The following is a 16,811-nucleotide window of genomic DNA, read 5'->3' as shown; positions in this document are numbered from 1 at the left end:
GCTTCCTTTGCTTTGGCACTACTATACCACAAAGTATATACAGGCTCATAAAATGGCTACCCCCACCGCGCAACCGCAAGCGGCATAGCTACGGGCTACGCCAGCACGCGCAGTCTGCGCAGCACGGCTGCCAGCGGGCGTCCGAGCTTGGGCACCGCCGCAAGCTCCGCCTCTGTGATCAGCCTCAAGCGTGCGAGGCCGATCACAAACACCACGGCGCCTGCGGCTACGCCCAGCAGGCTTTCCGCCACCGCCGTGGCACGGCCTCCGGCGGCCCACCCCAAGGCACCCAGCGCTGCGCTGGTGCCCCACATCGCCGCCGCAGCTGCGCAGGCCAAGGCGACAAGCAGTGCCGCCGGCTTGAGCACGCTGGCGGACCAGCTCCAGCGCAGCCCCGCCAGGCGGGCGAGCAGCGCGATGTTGATCGCCGCTGCCAGCAGATAGGCGGCGGCTCCCGCGATGGCTGCGCCAGCCGTGCCCAGCTGCGGCACGAGCAGCCAGTTCAGCAGCGCTTTGGCTGCGGCTGCGGCGAGCATCGCCACGGCTGGGGCGCGAACTGCCCCCAGCCCTTGCAGTAGCGCCGCCGAGATGATGCTGAGCGTGCCGCCTACGGCAGTCAGCGCCATCCAGCGCATGACTCCGCTACCGGTGTCATCCGCGTACAGCATCACATTGACGGGCACCGCCAGCACAATTAAGCCTGTCGCGGCGGCTAGTCCCAACAGCCAGAACCAACGCAGCGATTGCTCACACTGGCGGCGCGCCAGCTCCGTACCGCCCGTTACCCGGGCTTCCGCCAACGACGGAATGAACAATGCCGACAGCGTGGTGGCAAACATCATCACCAGCTGTACAAGCGGCAGACCCCGGTTATAGACACCAAAGGCCACCATAACTCCTGTATCGTCCAAACCCTCCTGCTTTAACAAGCGAGGTACCGTAAACGTGTCCACCAAACTAATCAGCGGAACTGCCAGCGCTCCCAGGCAAACAGGCAGGGCATAACGAAGCAATGCCTTTAGCAAAGTACCATAACTCTCCGTCCGGTGGGCTTTTCCAGCCCGCTCCTGCACTGTCCCGGATGCACTCTCTAGCACACCTGATACGACAGCACGACTGCCACTCACCAAATCGTCCGTCGTTCTCTCTATGACGCCCAAATTTCCAGACGCAGTCTCCTGTATGCCCATCTGTTCTGTCTTCCCAGCGGCCTGCAAAGCCTGCTCAGACGGCCTCTCTTGCCTTCTGAGCTTCTTCCTGTGGTTGCGCCAGAATAGCAGCATGACGACCAGACCCGCTGCCCCGCCAGCCGCAGAACCAAAAACAGCCCCGGCAGCAATCATATCGGGTCCGGCTCCTTGCGACAGCATAAGCAGCAACAGCATGATCATCACACCCACCCGTACCGTCTGCTCCGTCACTTGGGAGACAGCGGTCGGGATCATATTTTGCAAGCCCTGAAAATATCCCCTTAGCCCCGCCATAACCGGCACGAACAAAAAGGCAAAGGCCGCCGCCCTCACCGAGGGAATAACATGAGCATTGTCGATCCACTGACCGATCAGCGGTGCGCACGTATACATCAGCACGCCCAGAATCACACCAAACATGCCCAATACAAGGGAGGACAACCGGGCTACACGTTGCCCTGCGGCCCGGTTTCCCACCGCCTCATATTCTGCTACAAATTTGGATATCGCTGCCGGAAATCCAGCAGCGGCAATAGTAATCAACAGCGTATAAAAAGGATAAACCGTATTATAAATACCGAAAACGCCGTCACCGCCGATATTTTGCAGCGGGATTTTTTGCAATGTGCCGATCAGCTTGCTCGCTACCGCCGCCAGTGTCAAAATGACAGCACCCCGTAGTAGCCGCGAAGCGGCGCGATTTTCCTGCATCGTCCGTTCCCCACTCCTACCTGAAATATGCATCCTTCACGAGTCCTATTATACCGCCTCTTTCTCTGGAAAGAAAAAAAGCCCTGCAAGACGACAGACGGCTTTCGCCATTCAGTACGTCTTACAGGGTCGGACCGGGGGATTACTGTTCCATTTGTTTACCGAGGAAACCAGCGGCTGTTTCAGCCATTTTGATCTCCATTTCGGCCATCTTCACGTTTTCGTCCTTGTTCAGCAACACAACGGAACCAATAGGATCACCACCCGAAACAATGGGAGCCGCCACAAAGGACGAAAGTGTTTCTTCGTGGTCTCTTGTCAGCTCATAGGAGCCGCTGGCTGTTTCCAGTACCGTTTTGCGATTATCCATACTTCCTTCGATAATGCTGCCGATCGGCTTGTCCAGAAACTCTTTTTTGGAGCCTCCAGCCACCGTAATAATGGTGTCCCGGTCGGTAATCATCGTAATATGGCCTGTGCTTTCAAACAGGGACTCAGCGTATTCTTTGGCGAAATCACCAAGTTCACCGATAGGTGAATACTTTTTCAAAATGACTTCTCCGTCACGATCCACAAAAATTTCAAGCGGATCTCCTTCACGAATTCTCAAGGTGCGGCGAATTTCCTTAGGAATAACTACCCGCCCCAGATCATCAATACGGCGAACTATACCAGTAGCTTTCATTTCACATGTTGCCCCACTTTCTCAAGAAGAATTTAGTAAACTACTGACGGTATCGAAAGACGCTTCCGCTCCCCCGGAAGCGGTCACGAAGAACGTCACGGTCATGGTGTTTATGGTGATATCTGACCATAGTATTCATCTGTTCCCAATTCCTTATGCATGTTCAGTTATTTACCTTCGGTTGTAGCTCCGTCCTTGGCTGTTCCTGCTTTGGTATCAGTGGTGCCACTTGTAGTGCCCTCAGGCGTAGTTGTGCTGCCAGCGCCCGGTGTGGTGCCGCTTTTCTCTTGCGAAGCAGGTACCTTCGGCAGGTTGAATTTCAAATTAAGATTGGCCAAATCTTTTTCGGTAAAGTTTTGAATACTTTCACCAGCCAACTTGTTTTTCAAAGCAGCCTTCTCGTTGTCCTTCAATTTATCAAACGTAGGCTCATTGCGGGATTCCACCTTGATGATGTGATATCCGTATTCTGTTTCCACCGGATCTCCGATTTTATTGATCGGCTGCTTCTCGGCTGCTTCCTTGAATGCAGGCACCCATTGAGCTACGGATGCATTCTCATATAAACCGCCATTGGAAGCCGAACCCGGATCTTCTGAGTATTTCTTGGCAATCGTCGCAAAATCAGCTCCACCATCCAGCTTCGCCTTCACTTCTTTGGCCAGCTTGAGAGCATCTTCTTTCTTGCGTTGTTTCTTCGTTTTTGGATCTTCAAAATTAATCAGTACATGGCGCACGGTTGCTGTCGTGAATTGATCTTTGTTTTTCTCAAATTCCTGTTTCAACTGATCGTCCGTCACTTTGTTCGTCTCACTGTTGATCACCGTCATCACACGGGTAAAGTAATCCTTCACACCCTGCTCAGTCAGTTTTTGATCACTTAAAAATGTCTTGAATTTAGCATCTCCAACCGACTTTTTATACTGCTCCAGTTGTTCGGTTCCTTCTTTGGCGCCCTGTTCCTTGGACTTATCGTCTGCTTTTTCAGCCAAAAGCTTGTACACCACTTCTTGCTTGGCAATTTGCTCCCGCACCTGATCCGAAGCAAGCATCGCTCCATATTCCGGATACAGGAATTTCATCATACTGATTTCCTGGTTAAACTCATTTTCCGTAATGGTTCCGCCAGTGTAGGTCACGACAACCTTACTGCTGTCCTTCGGTTGGTCCTTGACCTTACTCTCCTCGGCTTGCTTCGTACATGCTGCCAGCACCGATATAGCCAGCACCGCGGCAATGGCCACCGATAGCATTCTCCAAGGTTTTCTTTTATTTGGTTGTGACATTTTGCAGTTCCTCCTTCAAGGTGAATGCATCTTTTAGTGCACTCAAAAATTGCTCCAGCAGCTCTAGTATCTGTGGATCATCCAGACCTCTGCCTTTGATGCGTGCGCTCATAGGAGTGCCCTGTTCAAATTGTACACGTCTTTCAAAGCGATTGCCAATCTCCGCAAGTTTGGCGGTCTGTACCGCCTGCTGGCGCCCTTCGTGGAATTTCAACACGATGTTGTCATCCCGCTGGACAATGGACTCAATGCCATACATGCGTCCGTATACCTTGAGACGGGCTACAGCCAACAAATGACGCACAGCCTCCGGCAAATCACCAAAGCGGTCAACCAGCTCATCCTCCAGCTCCATTGCCTCGTCAAACGTGCTGACTGCTGCAACCTTTTTATAAATCTCAATCTTCTGAATACTGTCGTAAATATAATCTCCTGGCAGGTAAGCATCCACGCCCAAATCAATGGACGTACTCCAATTTCGATTCGACAGATCCTCTTCTCCAAGTACGCTAACCTTGCGCTTATTAATTTCCTCAGCCAGCATTTGCGAGTAAAGGTCAAAACCGACGGATGCAATGAATCCGTGCTGCTCTGCACCGAGCAAATTCCCCGCTCCGCGAATCGACAAATCGCGCATCGCGATCTTGAACCCGGAGCCCAGCTCCGTAAACTCCTTGATCGACTGAAGACGCTTCTCTGCCACTTCCGTCAGCACCTTATCCCGCTGGTACGTAAAATAAGCATAGGCAATCCGGTTGGAACGGCCTACACGCCCACGCAGCTGATAAAGCTGGGACAGCCCCATTTTATCGGCATCATGCACGATGAGTGTATTCACATTCGGAATATCCACCCCGGTCTCAATAATGCTGGTGCTGACCAGTACATCGTATTCACCGTCCAGGAAGTCCAAAATAGTCTTCTCCAGCTCGGATTCGGACATCTGACCGTGACCCACGCCCACCTTGGCATCCGGCACAAGCGCATTGATCTCGGCAGCCATTTCCTGAATGCCCTGTACGCGATTATACAGGTAGTACACCTGTCCTCCACGTGCCATCTCGCGTTCAATCGCCTCACGCACCAACGTTTGGCTGTGCTCGACAACATAAGTCTGCACCGGAAAACGATTTTCCGGCGGTGTCTCAATGACCGACAAATCGCGAACCCCGAGCATAGACATGTGCAGCGTACGCGGAATAGGCGTAGCCGTTAAAGTCAACACGTCCACATTCGTTTTCAGCTTTTTCAGCTTTTCTTTATGCGTCACACCAAACCGCTGTTCCTCATCGACAATGAGCATCCCCAGATCCTTAAACACCAGATCCTGCGACAGCAGGCGATGGGTGCCAATGACAATATCGATCGTCCCCTGACGAACCCCTTTAATCGTCTCATTCTGCTCCTTGCGCGAACGGAAACGGCTCAACACCTGAATGTTGAACGGATACCCGGAAAAGCGCTCACGGAACGTCTCATAATGCTGCTGTGCCAAAATCGTCGTCGGTACTAACACGGCCACCTGCTTGCCCTCAATGGCTGATTTAAACGCAGCACGAATGGCGACCTCTGTTTTGCCGTAGCCCACATCACCGCATAGCAAACGATCCATCGGACGGCTCTGCTCCATGTCCTTCTTGATCTCTTCAATTGCCCGAATCTGGTCACGTGTCTCTTCATACGGGAACATATCCTCAAATTCCTGCTGTTCCGGTGAATCCTTTTCAAAAGCAAAACCCGGCGCTGACTGCCGTTCTGCATACAGCTTGATCAAATCATCAGCAATGTCCTGAACCGAGCTGCGAACCTTGCTCTTCACTCGTGTCCATTCATTTCCGCCCAGCTTGTAAATCTTAGGTTCCTTGTCCTCTGAGCCGACATACTTCTGAATTAGGTCAATCTGCTCAATCGGTACAGACAGCTTATCGCCGCCCGCATAGAGAATGTGCATGTAATCCTTATGGATACCGCCAACCTCCAGCGTACCGATCCCCATGTACTTCCCGATCCCGTGATTCTGGTGTACGACATAGTCGCCCACCTTCAGCTCGCTATAGCTCTTAATCCGCTCTGCGTTGTCCACATGGCGGCCCTGCTTGCGTGCTTTGCGCTGCTTTTGCGAGAACATTTCGCCCTCGGTAATCACCGCCAAATGAATAGATGGCATCTCAAAACCGCTTTGCAAATTGCCGATAGCCATCGTTGGCTCATCAATACCGTAATCCTGAAGCACCCGGCGCATCCGATCCAGCCGCTCGTCTCCACTCGCCAGCATCATAACCTGTGTGCCCGCCTTGCGCCAGCGATCCATTTCCGCCTTGAGCACATTCATTTGACCGTGGAAATCCTGCATGCCCCGGCAGATGAAATTCAAAATATTTTGCGGCTGTGTATGCGGAACCTGACGGAGAAAGATCGACAGGAACAACGTCTGGAATCTCCGGTTATACAGCAGATTGTCCGCGTTATCCGACAGCTCTAGCTGCGGTAACGTTTTACCGTTTTGAAGCAAATGCAAATTCCACTCGGACTCATCCCGTTCAAGCTGCTTGGCTGTTTCCAGCATCCGCGCCGGCTCGTCAATGATCAGAATGGTGTCTTCCGGCATGTAATCTGCCAAGGTTTTGCGTTCGGGATACAACAGCGAGATATATTTATAGATTTCGTCAAAATACACATGCTCACGCAGCAGCTCAATTTCGCGGTGAATCTCTTCTTTCAGATGCAGCTTGGCCTGACGGTCTGTCATTTTGCCGAGCTGCTCCTCCAACAGAATCGCTGCGGCATCTGCCGCCTGATCCATACGAGCGTTATCCGCTATGACTTCCTTGCACGGCGTTACGGTAACTTCCTGCACCTTTTCCACCGAACGCTGATCTTGCGGGTCGAACATACGGATGGAGTCAATTTCATCATCGAACAGCTCCACGCGGTAGCCCCAACGGGTTGTCATCGGATAAAAATCGATAATCCCGCCACGGACACTCATCTCTCCACGTGATTCTACACGCTCCACCCGCTGGTATCCCATCTCGACCATATGCAGCAAAAACGGCTCCAGTTGGATCGTTTCGCCTTCTTTCAGCTCGATTCGGGCTTCACGCCATGTCTCTGGAAGCGGCAGCAAACGCCGGACACCAGAAAACGGCACGACAACAATCCCACGAAAACCCCGGGCGCATCGTATCAATACTTCAATTCGTTGGGATAGCGTCTCCGGGCTGGATATGGCGGCCTCAGCAGCTACCAGCTCATTCGAGGGGTACAACAAAACCCGTTCTGGAGGAAGCGCTTCCTGCAAATCATCTGCTATTTTTTGAGCGGCAAACATGTTGTGCGTCATGACCAGGATCGGTCGTCCGGTATCTTCGGCAAGCGCGGCCATCAGTACCTGTCGGGAAGAGCCCGATAAACCAGATATGAGCTGTTCCTTCATGCCTGATGAAATACCTGCTGCAATGGATGCATAATCAGCATCCTTGGTAAAAGCCTGAATAAGTGCTTGTAACAAAAAAGGCACCCCTTTATGCTTATAAATAGTTGCATGTAAATTTATTCACAATAACGGCATGTAACTGAATAGCAACAGGTATTACACGCTTACTCTGGGAGAGAGCAGCAAACTGAAAAAGAAGCCTCAGCAAGGCTGCCAAGGCTCCATAAGCGGGATTACCGCTTCACCTCTCAAGCTGGTACATGAGACCAGTTGAATACCTGTTATTGGAGCGGATTTACGAGCAGGCTTAGCTCCGGATTATTTTCCAGCGCCTGGTTGCAATGCTCGCAAATGACTTTGACGGTCACTTCACCGCCCGAATTATACGCTATTATATCTCTACGTTCGGCAGGGGTCAAGGAATGGAAGCCCAACCTTTCTTCGGTTATTGCTGCGGAATCAATCCGTCCCAAGAAAGTTCGACAATGTCTGCATACATAATTCACAATCATGTAATGTATATGCCTCCTGAAAGTTTTCTATACCTTTCAGTATGTCCAACAAACTTCCATTTAAGCCCATCCTGCCTGCTCCGGACCTTACTTATTGAATTCAGCCATAGTCCGTTCAAAAGGATGACCCAAGCTGTATTCCAAAGCATCACACGTGTCCTCTATCATTCCAGCCAGCAATTCCTTCTCCTTCTTCGGAAAGGTTCCCAGAACATAGTCCACGATGGCGTAGCCAGGTTCAGGGCGGGAAATGCCCATACGAACCCGATTAAAGGATTGTGTGCCGGTATGCTGGATAATCGACTTGATCCCGTTATGCCCGCCTGCACTACCTTGATAGCGGAGTCTTATTTTGCCGACTTCTGTATCCAAATCATCGTAAACCACGACCAAATCATCCATATCCGCTTTGTAATAGTCCATATAAGCACGCAGAGACTCGCCTGAGAGATTCATATAGGTCATCGGCTTGATCAGCACGGTTTTCACTCCACCAATATGTCCTTCTCCAATCAACGCCTTGCATTTACTTTGGTTAATCTGGATGTTATGACGGGCGGCCAGAGCATCCAGCGCCATAAATCCAACATTATGTCTCGTTTTTTCGTATTGGGGACCGGGGTTGCCCAATCCTACAATCCACTTCATAAACCGTGACACCCTCTTTCGAAGTCTTGATTTTTTGGTAAAATAGTTATACTGAACAGGAAGGTGCGTGCTGGTATGCTCAATCAGGGTAATATCCTCTTATATGACAGCCATTTTCTATATCATTTAAAACATTCGGTTCCTGTCCAAGTCTATGACGGGAATGTACATATCCAGATTGGCATCATTGCGCGTTTTAACGAGCATTTTGTCGAAATGGAGGACACGCTATACAATCGTCAGCGCTTCACATTTATATCCAGACCGGGCTTTTAGCCTGACATGCTGATAGGGGTTACCTTTTCCAGTTGGAAAAGGCAACCCCTTTTTTTAATGAGCCAGCGCTTATTCGATTTCAAACAGTTTGCTGATTGACAATTCCTCATGCACACGGATAATGGCTTCTCCCATTAATGGAGCCACAGATAATACCTTCAGCTTGCTTGTCGGATTGGGGTGAACGATCGGAATGGTATCCGTCACGACCACCTCTTTTAACGGTGAATTCTCCAGTCTTTCCATAGCAGGCCCGGAGAGCACGGCATGCGTACAGCACGCATACACGTCCGTTACGCCGCCTTCCTTGAGCGCATTCGCGCCCAGCACGATGGTTCCCGCTGTATCAATAATGTCATCAATCAGAATAGCGGTTTTACCCTCAATATTTCCGATGATGTTCATTACTTCACTTACGTTCGGCTCAGGACGACGTTTGTCGATAATAGCCAGCGGGGCATTCAGGAAATCCGCTAACTTCCGCGCACGCACAACACCGCCGTGGTCAGGGGAAACGACAACCGGGTTTTCAATCTGCTTCGAACGGAAATACTGGGCCAGAATTGGCGCACCGAACATATGATCCACCGGAATATCAAAGAATCCCTGAATTTGCATCGCATGCAAATCCATACTGATTACACGGTGAGCACCCGCTTTTTCAATCAGGTTAGCGACAAGCTTCGCCGTGATCGGATCACGTGAACGTGCTTTCCGATCCTGACGGGCATAGCCGTAATATGGCATAACGACATTAATGCTTTTGGCGGAAGCCCGCTTGAGTGCATCAACCATAACCAGTAACTCCATCAAGTTGTCGTTAACTGGCAGACAAGTCGACTGCACAATGTATACGTGGCAACCGCGTACACTTTCAGACAGCTTGATCTGGATTTCACCGTCACTAAACGATGTGGTATGGGATTCCCCCATTGGAATTCCGATATAGTCCGCAATCTGGTGGGCCAACTTCGGATTGGAGTTACAAGTAAATATTTTGAGTTTGGAATCGCAATAAGTCATTTATAGAAACCCTCCGTGCTGATTCATTCATTACAGATCCAACAGCTTGCTGATTAAGGTTATTCCGATCTTTTCTTCTTCGCTTTGGCACGCGCGCGGATTTTATCCGCATATCCGGCTTTGTTCTCTTGACGCGGTCTGGCAATGGCCAGATCGTTATCAGGGACAGCATGTGTTACGGTGGAGCCTGCTACGACATAAGCACCTTTTCCGATCTTAATTGGGGCGATCAGATTCACATTACTGCCAATAAAGGCATCATCTTCAATTTCTGTAATAGATTTATTATACCCATCATAATTAACCGTTATTGCCCCACAACCGATATTAACGTTTGTACCTACCTTGGCATCACCGACATAGCTCAAATGGGACACCTTGGAATGATCACCAATGGTCGCATTTTTCACCTCAACAAAATCACCAATCTTCACATGCTCACCCAGCTTCGCACCCGGACGCAGATAGGCAAACGGACCCACAGATGTACTGCTGCCCACTTCAGCTTCGTTCAACACCGAATGTTTCACCGTTGCGCCAGAATGAATAAGGGTATCCTGAATCTCAGTCTGCGGACCAATCACACAATCTTCACCGATTTGTGTTTGACCTCGCAGCCATGTGTTCGGATACAGCACTGTATCGGAGCCAATGACAACCTCACTCTCGATGTAGGTAGAGGACGGATCAATGATGGTCACACCGTTCAGCATATGCTTGCGCACAATGCGTTCTCGCATGTATCCCTCAGCCACTGATAAAGCGACCCTATCGTTCACACCGATGGATTCCGACACATCATCTGTTAAATATGCCTCAACCTTCTCGCCTTCGCTATGCAAAATACCAATGACATCTGTCAGGTAGTATTCCTGCTGTGCATTGGTGTTGGTTACTTTGTCCAAAGCTGCGAACAGCTTGGCATTATCAAAGCAGTACGTTCCTGTGTTGATTTCCCGAACAGCGTCTTCCTCAGGTGAGCAATCCTTCTGCTCCACGATCTTGAGCACTGCTCCCGCAGCATCACGGATGACCCGGCCGTATCCCTTAGGGTCGTCCAACTCAGCGGTCAGAATTGTTGCGGCCGCTCCCCGACTCTCATGTAGCTGCACCAAGCCCTCCAGTGTTTCCGCTGTAATCAATGGGGTGTCTCCACAGATGACGATGGTCGTACCTTTCTCCTGACCGAGCAAGTCTTTGGCCTGCTTGACAGCATGCCCCGTTCCCAACTGCTCTGCCTGAAGCGCATATTCTGCCGACGGTCCCAAATAAGACTGTACCGCTTCCGCACCGTGACCCACAATCACCACACTGCGGGACACTCCGATGTCACGAACCGTGTCGAGTACATGACCGACCATCGGTTTCCCGCATACCGGATGCAGAACTTTATATAATTTGGATCTCATACGTTTTCCCTGCCCTGCGGCAAGAATGACTGCCAACCTTTCCAACAAGTCCAACCTCCTATCCTGAAAATAACAATTTCCCTTTGGCTAAAACGTTAATTTCCAGATCAGATTTTTCTTACCTTTTCACAATCCTCCTGAAAAATAACGGTGAACCTTTAGTTAATGGCTATTTTTTCAGGCCAGCTTGTGCTGGACATTCATCCCCCGGGACGCATTGCTGCTTGATCCCTGTCTTATGAAAAAGTCGCTTCGGCAGCCCGGATGGCTCCAAGTTGCCTTAAAACTGACTGTTAACTCATTAAAGAATATATCTCATTCCAGACAAAAAGAAAAGAGAGCCACAGTTTGTGGCCCCCTTTTTCTTTTGTACCCCAATCTTGCTTTAGGCGAATTAAGCGCCTTCTTCAATAGCTACTTCTTCATCCACCGCTGCGCGTTCGTACTCAGTTAGTACAGCAGCCTGGATCTTCTCCCGGGTTCCTGAAGATATAGGATGGGCGATATCGCGAAACTCTCCGTCCGGGGTGCGTTTGCTAGGCATAGCCACGAACATCCCGTTATTACCATCGATAACTCGGATGTCATGAACTACAAACTCGTTATCAATCGTAATGGATGCAATCGCCTTCATTCTTCCTTCTGAGTTCACTCGGCGGAGTCTAACATCCGTAATCTGCATGTGTGTTTCACCACCTTTTTCCAAATAGGACTTGGTGTATACATTCCACACAGCATTTCGAATTCCTTCTTTTTTTGGACAAAACGTATCCTAAATTCAGGTAATTTTTTTGAAAAGATTTCTTTTCGACATATTTAGGTATTTTTTGATGAATTGTGACATTTACTGACCTGTAGATTCATCAAAATAATTCCCCAGCTTGACTGTAATTTGCTTGCTTCGAGAATCGACCGCGGTCAGATTCGCCAGTGAAATATAATCGTGCAGCAAGCGTTCTCCATTCTCCACCTCGCCCGATTCTACCAGCACACCTACTCCGGCTACCTCAGCATCAAACTCAGCCAGCAAGTCGACCATCCCCTGAATCGTGCCACCTGCCTTCATAAAATCATCCACGATGAGTACACGCGATTTCTCGCGCATCGCCCGTCTGGACAATGACATCGTATGCAGGCTCTTTTGTGACCCTGAGACGTAATTAATACTCACTGCCGAGCCCTCCGTTACCTGATGATCACGCCGTACGAGGACAACGGGCAAGTTCAGTTGTGCCCCGGTTGCATAGGCAAGCGGAATCCCTTTGGTCTCCACCGTCATGACTACATCGATCTGTCTGTTGGCAAACGCAGTAGCGAATATTTTACCAGCCTCATTCATCATCGCTGGTTGACCCAGCAGATCCGACAGATACAGATATCCTCCGGGTAAGATGCGATCCGGCTGCTCCAGCTGTGCACACAGGTCATTCGCAAATGTGAGTGCATGCTGCTTGGACAGTCTTGGGATCAGCTTGACGCCTCCTGCCGCTCCCGCCAACGTCAGAAGCTCACCAATGCCTTCATCCTCAAATACTTCCTTGATAATGGCCAGGTCTTCGCTTATGGACGATTTAGCCGCCCCATAACGATCCGCAAAATGCGTAAGAGGCACCAGCGTATGCGGCCGTGACAGCAAAAATTGTGTCATTTCCACCAATCGTGAGCTTCTTTTAAGTTTTTTCACAACAATTCCTCGCGATCTATTCTTCTCCTGCCGCCCGCTTTGTACAGTAAAAGCACCGGCGGACTGGCCGGCTGCTGGCGGAATGTAAGTGATATAGTAAAATCCGAATATTTAATAGTAAATATATCATCTTCGTACGTATTTGTACAACAAATACCACTAAAATTAGAAATAAATAACCATAATCAGGTCAGAAGTCGTACTGCATACACATCCTTGCAGAATCCTCTGAGTCCGTTATAGATGCGCGGTACTTTGGCTTCCTTCGACACCAGCCCGAACACCGTAGGACCACTGCCTGACATCAGCACCCCATCCGCTCCTAATCGAATCATAGAGTTTTTAAGATGCTCCACCTCCGGGTACAGCTTGAGTGTGACATCCTCCAGTACATTCCCGAGCGCATTACATACATCGGTAAAAGAAGCGTTGCGGATCGCTTGCTCCATCTGCCGGGCAGACGGGTGATGCGTGATCTGATCCGCTTTGACGCGTCCGTACACTTCAGCCGTCGATACATTAATCGGCGGCTTCGCGAGAATGACCCAGCATTGGGGTGGATTCGGAAGTGGCCTAAGCAATTCCCCGCGTCCACTCGCTAAAGACGTACCACCTGTAATACAGAAGGGCACATCAGAACCAAGCTCAGCGCCCAGTACTCTTAATTCAGCATCCGAGATGCCAAGCTTCCACAGCTTGTTCAGCCCACGCAGCGCTGCCGCGGCATCACTGCTTCCGCCTGCTAACCCTGCGGCTACCGGGATATGCTTGTCCAAATGGATATGCACGCCCGTAGAGACATCATAACGTTCCTTAATCAGACGCGCGGCCTGAAAAGCCAGATTTTTCTCATCTAGCGGTATGTACCCGGCTTGGCTTGAAATGATAATGGTATCACGTGGTAGCTCGGACATGGTCAAACGATCAGACAGATCGACCATGGTCATAATCATTTCAACCTCGTGATATCCGTCATCCCGTTTGCGTAATACATCAAGCATTAAATTGATTTTTGCCGGTGCTTTTTCGTATATTTTCAAGGCGTTCACCCACCTTCAACTTTTCCCTCAAGACAGCTTAACATATTATATCAGACTCAGCGTGTCAAGTCATGAGGTTCAAAAAAGCGGAGACCACCCGGTATAAAACCGGAGATCCCCGCTTTTTCATCAGTACTACCGAAGCACTAACGATGGCTACGATTTGCGGGAGGCTGCCTGCTCTGCAAGCTGAATGGCCCGCTTCACCATATTGCCCGCATCCTTGGCCTTAATGCCTCCCCAGCCCTCTTCCTTGACCGTATCGTAAAATCCAAGATCCTTAGCTAGCTCATACTTAAGCTCTTCCGACATGACACTTCGTCTTCTCCGACTCATGCATACGCCTCCTTCGACAGTGGAATAAGGAAGATCATTCCCGCCTTAGTATGCGCAAAGACGCGATGCTTCATCCTGCCCCATATATACAAAACGGCCCCGTCATTTGGAATGACGAAGCCGCCGTTAAACCTGCAAAGCCGGTATAGATTACATAAAATCAATTAAGGTGTGTCAAAACATTCGACACTTGTATGGGAGTCGGGATCATATACAGTAACTTCCACCGACTCGGTAAGAATGTCAGCATAGCTGTAGGAGACACGTTTGAACGTTTGTTGCTCCTGATCCAGCTTGACGATAAAAACAGAAGGGTACGTTTCTTCCAAGACACCAGTTCGTTCGACGGTCTTACGGCGTCCGCCGTTAGCCCGCAGCAAAATTTTTTGCCCTACATGTGCGTCGAGACTGCGTTTGATTTCCAACAGCGTATTTTTAGCCATTGCCTAACGACCACCTCTTTCCTTGTCCATTATAACGAATTTTAGAGACAATGTCAAATCAAGCTAAATATTATATCAACACGAAAAATAAGTTGTCAATTTAATTTTTTGCGAACAGGAATAATGCGTATAAAAATGCCAAAAAGCCCCTGTACCCAGAGGCTTTTTATCCAGATAAATCCTATTTAACAGGTTCAAACCTTAGATTGCGGAAGGCGTTACTTTAAGAGTCGACAAATTTTCCAGCTTCGGCAGACCGATACGATAGCTTCCCCGGGTTTCGATACCACCCACTCCACGGCTGCCACTGATCGTCTGATGAAACAAGTCGCCCATGTTGACTGTATCACGGATGGACGTAAAGGCAGCCTTGGCAGCCACATATACCGGGTCCAGCGCGTGAATCAGGATACGCCCTGGTGAGCTGGCAAAGTTCGCTCCTGCACGCAGCAGCGCTTCAAAATGGGACTGACACGCTCCCGCCACAATCGTCAATGAATCCAGATGACGTTCATATTGTCTCGCTACCTGGATCGCCGCCACAAAATTTTGCGAATTTTTATAGCTTTTCAGGCTATATAAATCATAAGACTGCGGCTGCTTCAATACCCCGTCATGTCCGGTAATGACTACGATATCCGGGCGAATACGGGGAAGCAGCCGATACAACGTGTCGGCCATAGCTGATTCGTGAACATGATGTCCCTCTGCAGGAACGCGAAGCTGCTCATATAAGCTGAGACATTTTTTCAAATAACCGGGGTCCCCATCCAGATGAAGTACCTTGCCGGGCATTTCAAAATACGTCGACTCCACCGGATCACTCCACTCCCCGATCAAAGCCGCCTGACTGCGGGCTGCTTGCTTCTGCCGTGCCTGCTGCAACAGATTGAGAGACTCATCCGCCTTAATATGGGCCTGCCGTGTCTTACTGCTAATCTGGTCTGCAGGCACCTTGACCAGATCGTTCACAGGGGAATCGGCAAGCAGCCGAAATTCCGTCCCTTTAATGATCGCTTTATCCCGCTGGATGTCCTCAACGCGAAACGTGACATCTCCGCCATACGATTTTCGAACGACCAAGTCTCCTAAAATCATCACACTGTATCACCCCTCCCATATCGTATGGGTGAATGCACAGTTTGGTTCCTTATCATGCTCAAGAGCTTATACAAACCAGCCACAACCGTGCAAAGCGCAACCAGAGACTCTCTGACTGCTGCTAAGCGATAGCTCGTGCGTCAGGTCAGGAAATCCCGGCTTCCAGCAACACAGCGCTCAGACGCGCAAATTCCTCGATACTCAGCGTCTCGCCCCGACGGGAAGGCTCTATGCCTGCCTGAAGCAACAGCGGCTCCAGCGTGTCCCTGTTCTCTTTGGTAAAGAAGCGGCTTTTCAGGTTATTCGAAATGGTCTTGCGACGCTGGGCAAATGAAGCATGTACGACTTCGAAGAAATGCTGCTCGTCCACCACCTCTACCGGAGGCACTTCCCGCACACGCAAACGGATGACCGCCGATTCTACATTCGGCTGGGGAATAAACACCGTATTCGGTACGATGCAGACCAATTCAGGTTCGCTGTAATATTGCACTGCAATACTCAAACTGCCATAATCCTTCGTCCCAGGAGACGCTGCCATACGCTCAGCCACTTCCTTTTGGATCATGACGACGATATTCTCCAGAGGGAGCTTGTCCTCCAGCAGCCTCATCAGAATCGGTGTAGTGACGTAGTACGGCAGATTAGCGACGACGCTCACTTTACTAACCCCGGCAAAATCGGAAGCGAACACCTCTCGCAAATCCAGCTTTAGCACATCCCCATGGCGTACCTTCACATGCTCATAAGGGGCCAGCACCTCTTCGAGAATAGGCAGGAGCCGCTGGTCAATTTCCACAGCAGTAACTACCTTGGCCGTTTGCGCCAGCTTCTCAGTCAAAGCGCCAATCCCCGGACCGATCTCAAGTGCGCCCTTCGTTTCGTCCAATCCCGCAGCATTCACGATCTTGTTCAGAATATTTTGATCAATCAGAAAATTTTGTCCCAAACTCTTTTTGAACGAAAACCCGTGCCGCTGAATAATTTCCTTCGTGCGCCGTGGTGTTGCTATATCTTGAATCCCTGTCATA

At 50.1% G+C, this 16,811-nt stretch carries 16 protein-coding genes; 1 reads left to right on the top strand and 15 read right to left on the bottom strand.

From position 1 onward, the window contains the following. Positions 1-95 precede the first annotated feature (95 nt). From QD47_RS10265 to pth, 6 genes are all read right to left on the bottom strand, one after another. A complete protein-coding gene (locus QD47_RS10265) occupies positions 96-1,901 on the bottom strand; it encodes a putative polysaccharide biosynthesis protein (RefSeq protein ID WP_044646040.1) in 1,806 nt (601 codons plus the stop codon). Positions 1,902-2,043: 142 nt separating this feature from the next. Continuing rightward, positions 2,044-2,586, bottom strand: a complete 543-nt coding sequence (gene spoVT / locus QD47_RS10260; protein WP_044646039.1) for a stage V sporulation protein T — start codon at positions 2,584-2,586, stop codon at positions 2,044-2,046. Between the two features lie 167 nt (positions 2,587-2,753). Beyond that, positions 2,754-3,872: a peptidylprolyl isomerase gene (locus tag QD47_RS10255; RefSeq protein ID WP_044646038.1), complete on the bottom strand. Its 1,119-nt coding sequence runs from the start codon at positions 3,870-3,872 to the stop codon at positions 2,754-2,756. Next, positions 3,856-7,383 carry a transcription-repair coupling factor gene (mfd, locus tag QD47_RS10250; RefSeq protein ID WP_044646037.1) on the bottom strand — a complete coding sequence of 1,176 codons (3,528 nt, stop codon included), beginning with the start codon at positions 7,381-7,383 and terminating at the stop codon, positions 3,856-3,858. Before mfd ends, QD47_RS10255 begins: the two co-directional genes overlap by 17 nt. Positions 7,384-7,589: 206 nt before the next feature. Then, entirely contained in the window at positions 7,590-7,820 is a 231-nt protein-coding gene (locus QD47_RS10245) for an anti-sigma-F factor Fin family protein (RefSeq protein ID WP_025682476.1), read from the bottom strand. 87 nt (positions 7,821-7,907) lie between these two features. After that, positions 7,908-8,468 carry an aminoacyl-tRNA hydrolase gene (gene pth / locus QD47_RS10240; RefSeq protein ID WP_044646036.1) on the bottom strand — a complete coding sequence of 187 codons (561 nt, stop codon included), beginning with the start codon at positions 8,466-8,468 and terminating at the stop codon, positions 7,908-7,910. 75 nt (positions 8,469-8,543) lie between these two features. Between pth and QD47_RS10235 the strand changes: the two genes are divergently transcribed. Further along, positions 8,544-8,744 carry a hypothetical protein gene (locus tag QD47_RS10235; protein WP_044646035.1) on the top strand — a complete coding sequence of 67 codons (201 nt, stop codon included), beginning with the start codon at positions 8,544-8,546 and terminating at the stop codon, positions 8,742-8,744. 69 nt (positions 8,745-8,813) lie between these two features. Here QD47_RS10235 and QD47_RS10230 read toward each other — a convergent pair whose 3' ends face one another. The 9 genes from QD47_RS10230 to rsmA all read right to left on the bottom strand — a co-directional run bounded on the left by QD47_RS10230 (position 8,814) and on the right by rsmA (position 16,810). Beyond that, positions 8,814-9,767 carry a ribose-phosphate diphosphokinase gene (locus QD47_RS10230; RefSeq protein WP_025682473.1) on the bottom strand — a complete coding sequence of 318 codons (954 nt, stop codon included), beginning with the start codon at positions 9,765-9,767 and terminating at the stop codon, positions 8,814-8,816. A gap of 59 nt (positions 9,768-9,826) precedes the next feature. Further along, positions 9,827-11,224, bottom strand: coding sequence for a bifunctional UDP-N-acetylglucosamine diphosphorylase/glucosamine-1-phosphate N-acetyltransferase GlmU (glmU, locus tag QD47_RS10225; RefSeq protein WP_152643787.1), 1,398 nt, complete (start codon positions 11,222-11,224; stop codon positions 9,827-9,829). A 346-nt stretch (positions 11,225-11,570) separates the two neighbouring features. Continuing rightward, the gene (gene spoVG / locus QD47_RS10220; protein ID WP_007428016.1) at positions 11,571-11,858 is read right to left on the bottom strand and encodes a septation regulator SpoVG; all 288 of its coding nucleotides are present in this window, start codon (positions 11,856-11,858) and stop codon (positions 11,571-11,573) included. 162 nt (positions 11,859-12,020) lie between these two features. Continuing rightward, the gene (purR, locus tag QD47_RS10215) at positions 12,021-12,860 is read right to left on the bottom strand and encodes a pur operon repressor (protein ID WP_044646033.1); all 840 of its coding nucleotides are present in this window, start codon (positions 12,858-12,860) and stop codon (positions 12,021-12,023) included. A gap of 185 nt (positions 12,861-13,045) precedes the next feature. Further along, positions 13,046-13,900, bottom strand: a complete 855-nt coding sequence (gene ispE, locus QD47_RS10210; RefSeq protein ID WP_044646032.1) for a 4-(cytidine 5'-diphospho)-2-C-methyl-D-erythritol kinase — start codon at positions 13,898-13,900, stop codon at positions 13,046-13,048. A 156-nt stretch (positions 13,901-14,056) separates the two neighbouring features. Beyond that, positions 14,057-14,236 carry a small, acid-soluble spore protein, alpha/beta type gene (locus QD47_RS10205; protein WP_007428013.1) on the bottom strand — a complete coding sequence of 60 codons (180 nt, stop codon included), beginning with the start codon at positions 14,234-14,236 and terminating at the stop codon, positions 14,057-14,059. A 164-nt stretch (positions 14,237-14,400) separates the two neighbouring features. Continuing rightward, a complete protein-coding gene (gene veg, locus QD47_RS10200) occupies positions 14,401-14,679 on the bottom strand; it encodes a biofilm formation stimulator Veg (protein ID WP_044646031.1) in 279 nt (92 codons plus the stop codon). Between the two features lie 201 nt (positions 14,680-14,880). Beyond that, positions 14,881-15,777, bottom strand: a complete 897-nt coding sequence (yabG, locus tag QD47_RS10195) for a sporulation peptidase YabG (protein ID WP_044646072.1) — start codon at positions 15,775-15,777, stop codon at positions 14,881-14,883. A gap of 148 nt (positions 15,778-15,925) precedes the next feature. Further along, positions 15,926-16,810 carry a 16S rRNA (adenine(1518)-N(6)/adenine(1519)-N(6))-dimethyltransferase RsmA gene (rsmA, locus tag QD47_RS10190; protein ID WP_044646030.1) on the bottom strand — a complete coding sequence of 295 codons (885 nt, stop codon included), beginning with the start codon at positions 16,808-16,810 and terminating at the stop codon, positions 15,926-15,928. Position 16,811 lies beyond the last annotated feature (1 nt).

This window comes from Paenibacillus terrae (assembly GCF_000943545.1).
GTDB lineage: Bacteria > Bacillota > Bacilli > Paenibacillales > Paenibacillaceae > Paenibacillus > Paenibacillus terrae_A.
Note: the sequence above shows the minus strand (reverse complement) of the source record. Positions and strands in the feature narration are given on the sequence as shown.